The 13,423-nt window shown below is 72.4% G+C and carries 10 protein-coding genes; 6 read left to right on the top strand and 4 right to left on the bottom strand.

Annotation, left to right across the window (positions count from 1 at the left end; all coding sequences use genetic code 11):
• Positions 1-101: 101 nt before the first annotated feature.
• The 5 genes from ABT085_RS08270 to ABT085_RS08250 all read left to right on the top strand — a co-directional run bounded on the left by ABT085_RS08270 (position 102) and on the right by ABT085_RS08250 (position 8,147).
• Complete coding sequence (locus ABT085_RS08270) at positions 102-1,763, top strand: sensor histidine kinase (RefSeq protein WP_351603489.1); 1,662 nt, start codon at positions 102-104, stop codon at positions 1,761-1,763.
• Positions 1,764-1,777: 14 nt separating this feature from the next.
• On the top strand, positions 1,778-3,295 hold the full coding sequence (locus ABT085_RS08265; RefSeq protein WP_351603487.1) for a bifunctional glycosyltransferase family 2/GtrA family protein: 1,518 nt from the start codon (positions 1,778-1,780) through the stop codon (positions 3,293-3,295).
• The gene (locus ABT085_RS08260) at positions 3,292-5,616 is read left to right on the top strand and encodes a glycosyltransferase family 39 protein (protein ID WP_502982686.1); all 2,325 of its coding nucleotides are present in this window, start codon (positions 3,292-3,294) and stop codon (positions 5,614-5,616) included. Before ABT085_RS08265 ends, ABT085_RS08260 begins: the two co-directional genes overlap by 4 nt.
• Positions 5,617-5,721: 105 nt before the next feature.
• Positions 5,722-7,197, top strand: a complete 1,476-nt coding sequence (locus ABT085_RS08255) for an MFS transporter (RefSeq protein WP_351603485.1) — start codon at positions 5,722-5,724, stop codon at positions 7,195-7,197.
• Between the two features lie 221 nt (positions 7,198-7,418).
• Positions 7,419-8,147, top strand: coding sequence for a TetR/AcrR family transcriptional regulator (locus ABT085_RS08250; protein WP_351603521.1), 729 nt, complete (start codon positions 7,419-7,421; stop codon positions 8,145-8,147).
• A 44-nt stretch (positions 8,148-8,191) separates the two neighbouring features.
• On the opposite strand, the gene ABT085_RS08245 is transcribed toward ABT085_RS08250, so the two are convergent.
• Positions 8,192-8,662, bottom strand: coding sequence for a PPOX class F420-dependent oxidoreductase (locus ABT085_RS08245; RefSeq protein WP_351603483.1), 471 nt, complete (start codon positions 8,660-8,662; stop codon positions 8,192-8,194).
• Between the two features lie 22 nt (positions 8,663-8,684).
• Positions 8,685-9,038, bottom strand: a complete 354-nt coding sequence (locus ABT085_RS08240; protein ID WP_351603481.1) for an STAS domain-containing protein — start codon at positions 9,036-9,038, stop codon at positions 8,685-8,687.
• A gap of 224 nt (positions 9,039-9,262) precedes the next feature.
• Here ABT085_RS08240 and ABT085_RS08235 point away from each other — a divergent pair, with 224 nt between their 5' ends.
• A complete protein-coding gene (locus ABT085_RS08235; RefSeq protein WP_351603479.1) occupies positions 9,263-9,991 on the top strand; it encodes a GAF and ANTAR domain-containing protein in 729 nt (242 codons plus the stop codon).
• Positions 9,992-10,019: 28 nt separating this feature from the next.
• On the opposite strand, the gene ABT085_RS08230 is transcribed toward ABT085_RS08235, so the two are convergent.
• The gene (locus tag ABT085_RS08230) at positions 10,020-10,841 is read right to left on the bottom strand and encodes a YceI family protein (RefSeq protein WP_351603477.1); all 822 of its coding nucleotides are present in this window, start codon (positions 10,839-10,841) and stop codon (positions 10,020-10,022) included.
• 107 nt (positions 10,842-10,948) lie between these two features.
• Positions 10,949-13,387, bottom strand: a complete 2,439-nt coding sequence (locus ABT085_RS08225) for an MFS transporter (RefSeq protein ID WP_502982688.1) — start codon at positions 13,385-13,387, stop codon at positions 10,949-10,951.
• Positions 13,388-13,423: the final 36 nt, after the last annotated feature.

The raw sequence follows: 13,423 nt of genomic DNA, 5'->3' as shown, positions 1-13,423 counted from the left end.
GTCGCTCCTCCATCCGGTCGTGAGCCCCCGGCTCCATCCGGTCGTGAGCCCTGGCGCAACGACCCCGAGACCCTTGCGGACGCTTCGGTGAAGGCAGCGCGATGAGCAGGCAGAGACAGCGACAGAAGCAGAAGAGGCAGCGCACCCCGCGGACCCTGCGGTCACGGCTGGTGATCTCGGCGGTGGCGCTGATCGCCGTGGTGTGCACCGTGATCGGCACGGTGACGACCCTGGCGCTGCGCTCGCATCTGTACGAGCAGCTGGACGGCAAGGTGCACGACTCCGGCATGCGCCTCGCGGGCGGTCATGCGCCGCCGGGCGCCACGAACCCCGGCGCCGCCCAGGGGCCGGTCGGGGTCACGGAGGGGCCGGCCGGGGCCTCGCGGGACGACGTGTCGGGCAGCGACAAGGTCGTCAGCTTCGCCACACAGGGCCCCACACAGCCCGGCACCATAGCCGCTTCCGTGGAGAACGGCACGGTCACCACCGCGGTCCGCACCCAGTCGAAGAAGGACAGCTACGGCAACTACAAGGGGATGCGCGCCCCCGGTCTCAGTACGGCGCAGAAGGCCGCGCTGGGCTCGGCGCCCCGGGACGGCAGCGCGCACTCCGTGGACATCCCCGGACTCGGCGAGTATCGCGTCGAGTACAAGACGAACGAGAGCGGTGACGCGTTCTACGTCGCGCTGCCGACCACCGACGTCACCAACACCATCAACACCCTCGTCCTGGTCGAGGTGAGCATCACCGCGGCCGGTCTCTTCGCCGCAGGCATCGCCGGTTACGTCCTCGTCGGCGTGGCCACCCGCCCGCTGCGCAAGGTCGCCGCCACCGCCACCCGGGTCTCCGAACTGCCCCTGCACACCGGCGAGGTCAACCTCAGCGAGCGGGTCCCCGAGGCCGAGACCGATCCGCACACCGAGGTCGGACAGGTCGGCGCCGCGCTGAACCGGATGCTGAACCACGTCCACGGCGCCCTGCACGCCCGCCAGCAGAGCGAGATGCGGGTACGGCAGTTCGTCGCGGACGCCAGCCACGAGCTGCGCACCCCGCTGGCCTCCATCCGCGGCTACGCCGAGCTCACCCGGCGCGGACGCGAGCAGGTCGGGCCCGACACCCGGCACGCGCTGCACCGCATCGAGTCCGAGGCGGGCCGGATGACGCTGCTGGTCGAGGACCTGCTGCTGCTCGCCCGCCTGGACGCGGGCCGGCCGCTGCAGTTCGAGCAGACCGACCTCGTACCGCTCGTGGTCGACACCATCAGCGACGCCCGCGCGGCGGGCCGGGACCACGTCTGGCGGCTGGAGCTGCCCGACGAGCCCGCGCTGGTGTCCGCGGACGCGGCCCGGCTGCAACAGGTGCTGGTCAACCTGCTGGCGAACGCGCGTACCCACACCCCGCCCGGTACGACCGTCACCGCACGGGTGCAGCGGCGCGGGCCGTGGCTGTGCGTGGACGTCCAGGACAACGGCCAGGGCATTCCGTCGGACCTGCTCCCGCACGTCTTCGAACGGTTCGCCCGCGGCGACTCGGCGCGTTCCCGCGCCACCGGGTCGACCGGTCTGGGCCTGGCCATCGTGCAGGCCGTGGCGACCGCGCACGGCGGTGCCGTGACCGTCGACAGCGTGCCCGGACGCACGGTGTTCACCGTGCATCTGCCCGCCCTCGGCCCGTCCGTTCCGCACCCCGCGCCCGAAACGAACTGGCAACTCGACTCACAGGTTCAGCACAGTGCCACCACATGGGTGCAACAGGGCGCTTGACAACAGTCGTTGTCATGCGAACCGATTCTTCTCCCGGCAACCTGCCGGCGCGGGAACACCTCCCGGCCGCGGCCGCCGGTACGCCGGTCCTGGACGTAGTGATCCCCGTCTACAACGAGGAGAAGGACCTCCAGCCGTGCGTCGTCAGACTGCACGAACACCTCAAGCGCACGTTCCCGTACCCGTTCCGCATCACCATCGCGGACAACGCGTCGACGGACACGACCCCGCAGGTGTCCTCGCGGCTGGCGGCGCAGCTGCCGGAGGTGAAGGCCTTCCGGCTGGAGCAGAAGGGCCGCGGCCGGGCGCTGCGGACCGTCTGGTCGGCCTCGGACGCGCCGATCCTCGCCTACATGGACGTGGACCTGTCCACCGACCTCAACGCGCTGCTGCCGCTGGTGGCCCCGCTGATCTCGGGCCACTCGGACCTCGCGATCGGGTCGCGGCTGGCCCGCAGCTCGCGGGTGGTGCGCGGCGCCAAGCGCGAGTTCATCAGCCGCTCGTACAACCTGATCCTGCGCGGTTCGCTCCAGGCCCGCTTCTCGGACGCGCAGTGCGGTTTCAAGGCGATCCGCCGCGATGTCGCCCAGGTGCTGCTGCCGCTGGTGGAGGACACCGGCTGGTTCTTCGACACCGAGATGCTGGTGCTCGCCGAGCGCGCCGGGCTGCGGATCCACGAGGTGCCCGTCGACTGGGTCGACGACCCCGACTCCACGGTGCACATCGTGAAGACGGCGACCGACGACCTGAAGGGCGTGTGGCGGGTGGGCAAGGCCCTGGCCACCGGCTCGCTCCCGCTGGACCGGCTGACCCGGCCGTTCGGCGACGACCCGCGCGACCGTGACCTCGCGGACGTGCCCAGGGGACTGGCCCGCCAGCTCGTCGGGTTCTGTGTCGTCGGCGGTCTGTCGACCCTGTTCTACCTGCTGCTCTACAGCGCCTTCCGCACCTTCGGCGGTTCGCAGACCGCCAACGCGCTCGCGCTGCTGGTCTCGGCGATCGCCAACACGGCCGCCAACCGGCGCCTGACCTTCGGGGTGCGCGGCCGCGGCGGCGCCGTCCGGCACCAGGCGCAGGGCCTGGTCGTCTTCGGCATCGGCCTCGCGCTGACCAGTGGCTCGCTGGCCGCCCTGGGCGCGGCGACGGCCGACCCGGCGCACTCCACCGAACTCGCGGTGCTGATCGCCGCCAACCTCGCGGCGACCGTGCTGCGCTTCCTGCTCTTCCGCGCCTGGGTGTTCCCGGACCGGCGCGAGGCCGACGCCCGCTCGACGGTCGTCGCCTCCCACACCCCGTCCGCCCCGGTCTACGCCACGGCGCAGGCCGCGCAGCACTCCGGCGGCCCGTACGCCCCGCTGCCCCAGCGCCGGCCGGAACAGCAGCAGCCGTACTCCGCTCCGTACGACCCGGCCCTGTACGACGACCCGACCCTGTTCCGCGCCGGTGAAGCCGCGGACGGCACCTGGCGGGACGCGACCATGCGGCTCCAGCCGATGCGCCCCTACGACACCGACCCGGGGGACTCCCGATGACCATCGACTACGACCGGACGGCCGACCCGACGGCTGACCCGACGGCTGACCCGACGGCCGACCCGACGGCTGACCCGACGGCCGACCCGACGACCGGCCGGGAAGGCGCTCCCCCGACCTGGGGGCCGCCCCCGACCGCCCCGCCCGTGGACCCGGCCGCCGCCCCGCCCGCGGATGCGGCCGCCGGTGCTGCGCCCGCCCCCGAGGGCGGCGAGCCGAAGCAGCCCTTCGTACGGAGACTGTGGCGCGGCCGCCCCGAGGACCCCCGCTGGGCGCGCCCGGCCTTCCTCGGCCTGCTGCTGGCGACCGGGCTGCTCTACCTGTACAACCTGAGCTCCTCCGGTTACGCCAACTCCTTCTACTCCGCGGCCGTCCAGGCCGGCAGCAAGAGCTGGAAGGCGTTCTTCTTCGGCTCGCTGGACGCGGGCAACGCCATCACCGTCGACAAGCCCCCGGCCTCGCTGTGGCCGATGGAGCTGGCGGTGCGGATCTTCGGCCTGAACTCGTGGGCGATCCTCGTCCCCGAGGTGCTGATGGGCGTCGCCACCGTCGCCGTCGTGTACGCGTCCGTGCGCCGCCGGTTCAGCCCCGCCGCCGGTCTGATCGCGGGCGCCGTGCTGGCGCTCACGCCCGTCGCGGCGCTGATGTTCCGGTTCAACAACCCGGACGCCATGCTGGCGCTGCTGATGGCCGTCGCCTGTCACCTCGTCGTGCGCGCCCTGGAGGACGGGCGGACGAAGTGGCTGCTGTGGGCCGGCGCGGCGATCGGCTTCGCCTTCCTCGCCAAGACCCTCCAGGCCTTACTGATCCTGCCGCCGCTGGCGATCGTCTACGCCGTCTGTGCTCCGGTGGCGCTGAAGAAGCGGCTCGGGCAGCTCGCCCTGGCGACCGGCGCGCTGATCGTCTCCGGCGGCTGGTGGGTGGCGATCGTCGAGCTGTGGCCGGCGTCCTCCCGCCCCTACATCGGCGGTTCGCAGAACAACAGCTTCCTGGAACTGACCTTCGGCTACAACGGCCTGGGCCGCCTCAGCGGCGACGAGACCGGCAGCGTCGGCGGCGGTGGCGGCGGTGGCGGCACCGGGCAGTGGGGCGAGACCGGCTGGGACCGGATGTTCAATTCCGAGGTCGGCGGCCAGGTCTCCTGGCTGCTGCCGGCCGCGCTGGTCCTGCTGGTCGCGGGTCTGGTGGCCACGCGCAGGCTCCCGCGGACGTCCGTGACCCGTGGGTCGCTGCTGGTCTGGGGCGGCTCGCTGCTGATGACCATGGCCGTCTTCAGCTACATGGCGGGCATCTTCCACCAGTACTACACGGTGGCGCTCGCCCCGTACCTGGCGGCGGTGACCGGCATGGGCGCGGGCCTGCTGTGGGAGCGGCGCGAGCGGACCTGGGTGTCGGTCGCCCTCGCGGCCTCGGCGGTGGCGGCCGCGGTGTGGGGCTACGTCCTGCTCAACCGCACCTCGGACTATCTGCCGTGGCTGAAGTGGCTGGTCCTGGTCGGCGGCCTGGCCGGTGCGCTCGGTCTGGTCTTCGCGGGCCGCGTGCCCCGCCGGACGGCCCTCGCGGCGGCGGCCGTGAGCGTCGTGGCGGCGCTGGCCGGCCCGACGGCGTACACCCTCAGCACGCTCCAGGAGGGACACACCGGCTCCATCGTCACCGCCGGTCCGGCCGGCGCGAGCATGATGGGCGGCGGTCCGGGTCGTGGCGGCGGTGGCGGTGGCCGGGGCGGCTTCGGCGGCTTCCCCGGCGGCGGCAACACGCAGGGGCAGCAGGGCAACGGCACCAACCAGAACGGCAACGGCTTCCCGGGCGGCGGCACCGGCGGCTTCCCCGGCGGCGGTATGCCGGGCCAGGGCCAGGGCCAGGGCCGGGGGCAGCAGAACGGCAACGGCTTCCCCGGCGGCGGGACGTTCGAGGGCGGTGGCATGGGCGGCGGCGGTGGCGTCGGCGGCCTGCTGAACGGCGCGAGCGTCTCCTCCGAGGCGAAGGCGCTGCTGGAGAAGAACGCCGGCTCGTACACCTGGGTCGCCGCGTCCGTCGGCTCCCAGAACGCCGCGAGCTACCAGCTCTCCACCGGCGAGCCGGTGATGGCGATCGGCGGCTTCAACGGCACCGACCCGTCCCCGACGCTGGCGCAGTTCAAGAAGTACGTGGCGGACGGAAGGATCCACTACTTCATCTCCGGCGGTGGCATGGGCGGTGGCATGGGTGGCAGCAGCGACGGCACCGCCTCGCAGATCTCCTCGTGGGTCGAGAGCAACTTCAAGAAGGTGACGGTCGGTTCGGCCACCTTCTACGACCTGACGAAGAAGGCGAGCGGCTGACGCTCGGCCGGGACGGAAAGGGCGGTGGCCGACGGCCACCGCCCTTCCTCTCGCTCGCCGCATACTCGCTGTACGTCGTATAGGAGCTGTTCTACGGTGTAGAGCATGTCCACTCCGCAGAGCCACCCCCAGCGCTGGCTGATACTCGGTGTCATATGCCTGGCGCAGCTCACCGTGCTGCTCGACAACACCGTGCTGAACGTCGCGATCCCCTCGCTCACCCGCGAACTGGGCGCGAGCACCTCCGACATCCAGTGGATGATCAACGCGTACTCGCTCGTGCAGTCGGGTCTGCTGCTCACCGCAGGCAGCGCGGCCGACCGCTACGGCCGCAAGAGGATGCTGATCACCGGCCTCGTGCTGTTCGGCGCGGGCTCGCTGGTGGCCGGACTCGCCGACTCCACCGGCCAGTTGATCGCCGCGCGGGCCGGTATGGGCGTCGGCGGCGCGCTGCTGCTGACGACCACACTGGCCGTGGTGATGCAAATCTTCGCGCCCGAGGAGCACGCCAGGGCGATCGGCATCTGGGCCGCGGTCAACGCCCTCGGCTTCGCGGCCGGTCCGCTCATCGGCGGCTTCGTGCTGAACCACTTCCGGTGGGGCGCCATCTTCCTGATCAACCTGCCGGTCGCGGCGCTCGGCCTGGCCGCGGTCGTGGCCCTCGTCCCCGAGTCCAGGAACCCCCGGGGCGAGCGCCCGGACCTGCTCGGCGCCCTGCTGTCCACCATCGGGATGACCACGCTGGTGTTCGCGATCATCTCCGGCCCTGCGCACGGCTGGACCTCGGCCCGGGTGCTGGTGAGCGCGGCCGTCGCGGTGGCCGTACTCGCCCTGTTCGCCCACTGGGAGAGCCGGGTCCAGGACCCGATGCTCGACCTGGAGTTCTTCCGCGACCGCCGCTTCAGCGGCGCGGTGGCCGGCGCGGTCCTGATCACGTTCGGCATGGGCGGCGCGCTGTTCCTGCTCACCCAGCACCTCCAGTTCGTCCTCGGGTACGGCCCCCTGGAGGCGGGGCTGCGCACCGCGCCGCTCGCGCTGTCCGTCGTCGCCCTGAACTTCTCCGGTCTGTCGGCGAAGTGGACGAAGCGGCTCGGCACGCCGGTGTCGATAGCGCTGGGCATGGCGCTGATGTCCGGCGGCCTGGTGTCGATCGCCACGCTCGCCGCCCACGGTTACGCGGGCACACTGCTGGGTCTGCTGCTCATCGGCGCGGGCTGCGCGGTCGCCAACCCCGCCATGGCGCACGCCATCATGAGCGCGATCCCGCCGGAGAAGGCCGGCGTCGGTGCCGGGATCAACGGCACGCTCGCCGAGTTCGGCAACGGACTGGGCGTCGCCGTCCTGGGCGCGGTGCTCAACTCCCGTTTCGCGGCGCTGGTTCCGGTGGCGGCGGGTTCGCTGCCCGCGGCGCTGGCGGCCGCCGACGGGGAGCGGGAGCGGGCCCGGGTCACCGACGCGTTCTCGTCCGGACTCCAGGTCAGCCAGCTCGTGGGCGCGGTGGCCGTACTGCTCGGCGGGATCCTCGCCGCGGCGTTGTTGCACCGGGCGGAGCGGGCAGACTCGGAGGTGGTGACGGCGTAGGCCCTGGTCCGGACCTTCGGCCGGGTCCCGGGCCGGTCCCCGAGCCGGGGGCAGGCCGAGGTGCCGCACCTGGCATCGTGAGCGGGCCGCGGGAGTGTCGAGGAAGGTGCGCCATGGAGCAGCCGGAACAGAGCGAGCAGCCGGAGCAGGGCGAGAAGGCGGAACAGAGCGAGCAGGCGGAACAGGGCGAGAAGGCGGCCGGGCGGCCCGCGCGCAGCAGCGTGTGGCTGGAGGGCAAGGCGCGCCGGGGCGGACGCGGGGGCGGCCAGCCGTCGGGACTCGACCGTGACCGGATCACCGAGGCCACGGTCCGTCTCCTGGACGCCGAGGGGCTGGCCAGGTTCTCCATGCGGCGGCTGGCCGCCGAGCTCAACGTGACCGCGATGTCCGTCTACTGGTACGTCGACACCAAGGACGACCTCCTCGAACTCGCCCTGGACGCGGCCTTCGGCGAGCTGCGCCTGCCCGATCAGGACGCCGGGGACGCGAAGGACTGGCGCGACGGGCTGCGGACGCTGGCCGCCGAGTACCGGGCGCTGCTGGTGCGGCACCCCTGGCTCTCGCCGCTCGCCGGGCGGTACCTCAACATCGGCCCCAACTCGCTGGCCTTCTCCCGCCAGGTGCAGCGCGTCGTCCGGCGCACCGGGCTGCCCGCGCACCGCGTCACGGGCGCGATCTCCGCCGTCTTCCAGTTCGTGTACGGCTACGGCACGATCGAGGGCCACTTCCTCGCCCGCGTCGCGGACGCCGGTGTGGGCCCGGACGACTACTTCCAGCAGGCCATGAGCGCGGCGTACGAGGCCCCGGACACCGCCGACGTGATCCAGGAGTCCCGGGACCTCATGGCCGCCCGCGGCGGCGACACGGTCGCGGAGATGATGGACCGCGACTTCGCCTTCGCCCTGGACCTGCTGGTGGCCGGCATCGAGGCGATGGTGGAACGCGGCTGACCGGACTTTCGCGGTCCGCTCGCCCGTCCCGCTCGCCCGTCCCGCTACTCCTCGGGCGCGAGCCGTGCGGGGAAGCCGCCGGTCGCCACCGGGCCCCAGCGCTCCGGGGTGATCCGGATGATCGACTTGCCCTGCTTGACCATCGCGGCCCGGTACTCGTCCCAGTCGGGGTGTTCGCCGGCGATGTTCCGGTAGTACTCGACCAGCGGCTCCACGGAGTCGGGGCTGTCGAGGACCTCGGCCGTGCCGTCGACCTGGACCCAGGGGCCGTTCCAGTCGTCGCTGAGCACGATCACGCTGACCCGGGCGTCCCGCCGGGCGTTACGGGTCTTGGCGCGCTCCGGGTAGGTGGAGACCACGATCCGGCCCGAGTCGTCGACCCCGCAGGTCAGCGGCGATCCCTGGGGGCTGCCGTCGGCCCGCCGGGTCAGCAGGAGGGCGCGGTGGCGGGGGCGTACGAAGTCGAGCAACTCGTCCAGCGTCACGGAGGTGTTGGTCGCGATGTTCGGTGCCATGACGCCAGCCTAGGGCAGCCGCTCAGGCCGACCGGGCCTGCGACGCGTCGTCGTACACGGGCACGTCGCGGCGTACCCCGGTCAGCTCCAGGACGCGGCGCGGCACTCCCGAGGGTGAGGCGGCGACCCGGAGCGGGACCCGCGGGCCCAGCAGCCGGCGTACGTCGTCGACCAGGCGGGCGCCCTGGGAGTCCATGAAGCGGGTGCCCGTGAGGTCCAGGACCAGCATCGCCAGCCGGTCGCCGCGGGCGTGCACGGCGCCGGCGACGGCGTCGAACACCGTGGTCGCGTTGGAGAGGTCTATTTCCGGGGGCAGGGTCAACAAGGTGCAGCCGGGCAGGTCGCGCACCCGGCAGGGTGTCGGGAGGTAGGTCACGTCACTCACCTGGCAGAAGGCGTACTCGTCCGGGTTCCGGGGAGGCCACTTCCTGACCTGCCGCCCATTCCATCACGCCCACGGCCCGCTGCGAAAGGGCGACCGGACGGTCCGTCAGCCGGGCGTCATCACCACCCGACGGAGCAGATAAGGTGCTCTTCGTCCTTTGCTCGCAGTCGGGAATGTGCTGCGGAGCTCTCCTGCGCGCGACCGGTCGGTCGTGCATGCCGAAGAGGTTCGTGGTGACTGCGTCCGAGTTTTCTGAATTGCCCCGATTTCCTGTCGGGTTCGAGCTGGCCGAAGCCCTGACGGCGGCGGCTCGGCAGCTGCACGACACGGACACCCCGCACGGCACGCTGCGCACCGCGGTCCGGCTGGCCGTGCGTCTGCTGCCCGGGGCCGAGCACGCCGGGATCTCCGTGCTCGACGGCACCGACCGCCGGCACCCGGTCGCCTGGTCCGACGACGTCGTCCGCGCCGCCGAGTCCCCGGCCCAGGTCCGTGCCGTACGGCCGTACTGGCACCGGTTGCGGAACACCCCGGTCGTACGCCTCGACGACAGCGAGTCCGAGGGCGGCGAGGGCGACGGCGAGCTGGCCGCTCTCGGACTGCGTTCGGCGCTGGCCCTGCGGCTGCGGGCGGACCGGCAGCGCCTGACCGTGCTGACCGTGTACGCCCGCAAGCCGCGCACCTTCGACGAGACCGCCACCCGCGTCGGCCGGCTGTTCACCGCGCACGTCGGCCTGGCCCTCGACTCGGCGACCGTGCGCGAGCAGCTCACCGAGGCCATGCGCACCCGGGATCTGATCGGCCAGGCCACCGGCATCCTGATGGAGCGTCTGAACATCGACGCGGCGCAGGCGTTCGACAGTCTGGTGCGCGCCTCGCAACGCGAGAACATCAAGCTGCGCGACCTGGCCCGCACGGTCGTGGACGCGAACACCCGCTCCTAGAGGGCAACTTCGCCCGCGCCCCTCGCGGTCAGGTCTGCGGCAGTGACTCGCCCTGTACCGCCTGGACGTCCAGTTCGACCCTGAGGGTCGTACCGATGGCCGCGATGCCGGCCTGGACGATCTGGTTGTAGTTCATGGCGAAGTCCTCGCGGTGCAGCTCGGTGGTCGCCCGGAAGGCGGCCCGGGTGCCGCCCCACGGGTCGGAGCCGGTGCCGAGGTAGGCGAGGTCCAGGTCGACGGGCCGTACGACCCCGCGCATGGCCAGCTCGCCGTGGACGGTCCAGCGGTCGGAGCCCGCCGCCGTCAGGCCGGTGGAGCGGAAGGTGATCTCGGGGAACACCTCGGCGTCCAGGAAGTCCGCGGAGCGCAGGTGGGTGTCGCGCGTCCCGTTGCCGGTGTCGATGGAGGCGGCGCGGATCACCGCCTCGACCCGGGACTTGGTGATGTCGTCCGGGGCGATCTCCACCGTGCCCGCGAACTCCGTGAACCTGCCGCGCACGCTGGAGATGCCCAGATGCTGGGCGATCGCGCCCACCGTGGAGTGCGCCGGGTCGATGGTCCACGGCCCCGGCGGCGGCAGCTCGGTGCCGCCCTGCCGGGCCAGCGTCACCGTCCCGACCTCGGCCCGCCCGCTCGCGGTGACGATCGCGCTCGCGGCGGCCGGCGCGTACCCGACGGCGGTGACGATCACCGTGTACGCCCCCGGCGCCAGCGGGTTCGCGTCCCGTACCGCGCCCTCGGCGTCCGCCTCGGCCCGCAGCACCTGGCTGCCGGTCGTGTCGGTCACGGTGACGACCGCGTGCGACACGGCCCATCCGTCCCGGGTGCGGATCCTCGCGGTCAGTCCCATCCCGTTTTCTCCCTGCAAAGCATCAGAAATTGGTCGCGATGAAACCGGCCCGTGGCAGGGGCGCGCCGCCGCTCCGGGCGCGCCGGCCGCCACGGGCCGGAGTGTGACTACTCGCCGGGGTGGGCGAGCCGGATGTCGTGTCCGTCGACGCCGGGACCGGCGACCGTCAGCGCGGTGGCCACCGGCGGGTAGCCCGTCGCGATCACGGTGTACTCGCCGCCGTCCAGGTCGGTGAAGGCGTACGCCCCGTCCGACCCCGTGGTGGCCGTGCCGACCACGTTGCCCGCCGCGTCCACCAGCGTCACGCGGGCGTCGGCCAGCGGACCGTGCGGGGCCTGCACCACGCCCTGGAGCCGGGCGCCCGGGGCGAGGTCGATCTCGACCCGGGTGACGCCGGTGCCGCCCACCTCGACGGGCAGGGCGCGCGGCCGGTGGCCGTCGGCGTTGACCGCGAGGGTCACCGTGCCGGGCACCAGCTCGGCGAAGGAGAACTCGCCCTGCTCACCGGTGGCGGCGGTGGCCAGCAGGTCCCCGCGCACATCGGTGACGATCACCATCGCGTCCTTGACCGGCAGCGCGCTCTCGGCCTCGCGGACGACACCGGTCAGCCCGCTGGTGCCGCTGAGCAGGATGTCGTACGCCACCGGCTCGCCGTCCACGACGATCGTGGACGCCTGCGGCTGGTAGCCGTCGGCGGAGGCGATCAGGACGTACGAGCCCGTGCCGGGCGCGTCCACCGAGTAGGCGCCGTCGGAATGCGCGACCGACCGGCCCAGCTGCTGTCCCGCCAGGGAGATCAGCGTGACCGCGGCCCGCGGGACGGGCGCGCTCTCGGCGCCGCGCACGAAGCCGTGCACCGGGGTGCCGCCGCCCGCGGCCGCACCGGCGGCCACCGTGGCGACCGCGGCCAGGCGCTGGGTGCCCTCGGGACCGGCCTGCGCGAGGGCGGGCTCGGGAACGGGGGCCGGAGCCGGAGCGCTCTCCGCGGCCTGAGCCGCGACCGCGGCCGGGGCCTCGGCCGGGGAGTCCTCCGAGGCGGCCTGCGCCAGGGCGCCCTTGCTGCGCAGCGGGACCTCCTTGATGAACAGCGTGATGAGGAAGGCGAGCAGCGCCAGGACGGACGCGATCATGAAGACGTCCGCGATGCCGTGGCCGTACGCGCTCTCGATGACCGTGCGCAGCGGCGCGGGCAGCGTGTCCATGTCGGGGATGCTGCCGCTGGACTTGGACGCGGCGGCGGCGTACTGGGGGTCGAGGCCGGCCAGGCCGTCCTTGACGTAGTCGGTGATGCGGTGGGCCATGACCGCGCCGAGCGCGGAGACGCCGACCGCACCGCCGAGGGAACGGAAGAAGGTGACCGTGGAGCTCGCCGCGCCGATGTCGGAGGGCGCCACCTGGTTCTGCGTGGCCAGGACCAGGTTCTGCATCATCATGCCGATGCCGAGGCCCAGCAGGGCCATGAAGATGGCCATCTTCCAGTAGTCCGTGTCGTACCGGATGGTGCCCAGCAGACCGAGACCGGCCGTCACCAGCACACCGCCGCTGACCAGCCAGACCTTCCACTTGCCGGTCCGGGTGATGAACTGGCCGGACACGGTGGAGGAGACGAACAGACCGCCGATCATCGGGATGGTCAGCACGCCGGACATCGTCGGGGACTTGTCGCGGGCCAGCTGGAAGTACTGGCTGAAGAAGACCGTGCCGGTGAACATCGCGACGCCGACGAAGAGCGAGGCGAGCGACGACAGGGTGATGGTGCGGTTGCGGAACAGCCGCAGCGGGATGATCGGCTCGCTGGCCTTCGACTCGACCAGGACGAACAGCAGTCCGAGGACGATAGAGCTGCCGACCATCGCGTACGTCTGCCACGAGATCCAGTCGTACTTGTCACCGGCGAAGGTGACCCAGACCAGCAGCAGCGAGACCGCCGCGGAGATGAAGAACGCGCCGCTCCAGTCCACCTTGACCTGGCGCTTGACGACGGGCAGGTGCAGGGTCTTCTGCAGCACGATCAGCGCGATGACCGCGAAGGGCACGCCGACGTAGAAGCACCAGCGCCAGCCGAGCCACTCGGTGTCGGTGATGACACCGCCGAGCAGCGGGCCGCCGACGGTCGCGACCGCGAACGTGGCGCCCAGGTAGCCGGAGTAACGCCCGCGCTCACGCGGGGAGATCATCGCGGCCATGACGATCTGGGCGAGGGCGGACAGACCGCCGACACCGACGCCCTGGACGACACGGCAGGCGATGAGCATGCCGGGGTTCTGCGACAGGCCGGCGGCGGCCGATCCCAGCACGTAGATGATCAGCGCTATCTGGACGAGCGCCTTCTTGCTGTACAGGTCGGACAGCTTGCCCCACAGGGGGGTGGTGGCGGTCATCGCCAGCAGCGAGGCCGTGACGACCCAGGTGTAGGCGGACTGGCCGCCGCCCAGGTCGCCGATGATCTTGGGCAGGGCGTTGGAGACGATCGTGGACGACAGGATCGCCACGAACATGCCGAGCAGCAGCCCGGAGAGCGCCTCCATGATCTGCCGGTGGGTCATCGGGGCGTCGGAGGAGCCTCCCCCGTGCTTGGCGTG

This window comes from Streptomyces sp. NPDC002265 (assembly GCF_040296125.1).
Lineage (GTDB): Bacteria > Actinomycetota > Actinomycetes > Streptomycetales > Streptomycetaceae > Streptomyces.
This window is presented reverse-complemented; position numbering and strand designations above follow the sequence as displayed.

Coding starts and splice junctions, on each gene's coding strand:
- ABT085_RS08270 (WP_351603489.1), top strand. CDS start 102: ATGAGCAGGCAGAGACAGCGACAGAAGCAGAAGAGGCAGCGCACCCCG.
- ABT085_RS08265 (WP_351603487.1), top strand. CDS start 1,778: ATGCGAACCGATTCTTCTCCCGGCAACCTGCCGGCGCGGGAACACCTC.
- ABT085_RS08260 (WP_502982686.1), top strand. CDS start 3,292: ATGACCATCGACTACGACCGGACGGCCGACCCGACGGCTGACCCGACG.
- ABT085_RS08255 (WP_351603485.1), top strand. CDS start 5,722: ATGTCCACTCCGCAGAGCCACCCCCAGCGCTGGCTGATACTCGGTGTC.
- ABT085_RS08245 (WP_351603483.1), bottom strand. CDS start 8,662: ATGGCACCGAACATCGCGACCAACACCTCCGTGACGCTGGACGAGTTG.
- ABT085_RS08235 (WP_351603479.1), top strand. CDS start 9,263: ATGCCGAAGAGGTTCGTGGTGACTGCGTCCGAGTTTTCTGAATTGCCC.
- ABT085_RS08230 (WP_351603477.1), bottom strand. CDS start 10,841: ATGGGACTGACCGCGAGGATCCGCACCCGGGACGGATGGGCCGTGTCG.
- ABT085_RS08225 (WP_502982688.1), bottom strand. CDS start 13,387: ATGACCCACCGGCAGATCATGGAGGCGCTCTCCGGGCTGCTGCTCGGC.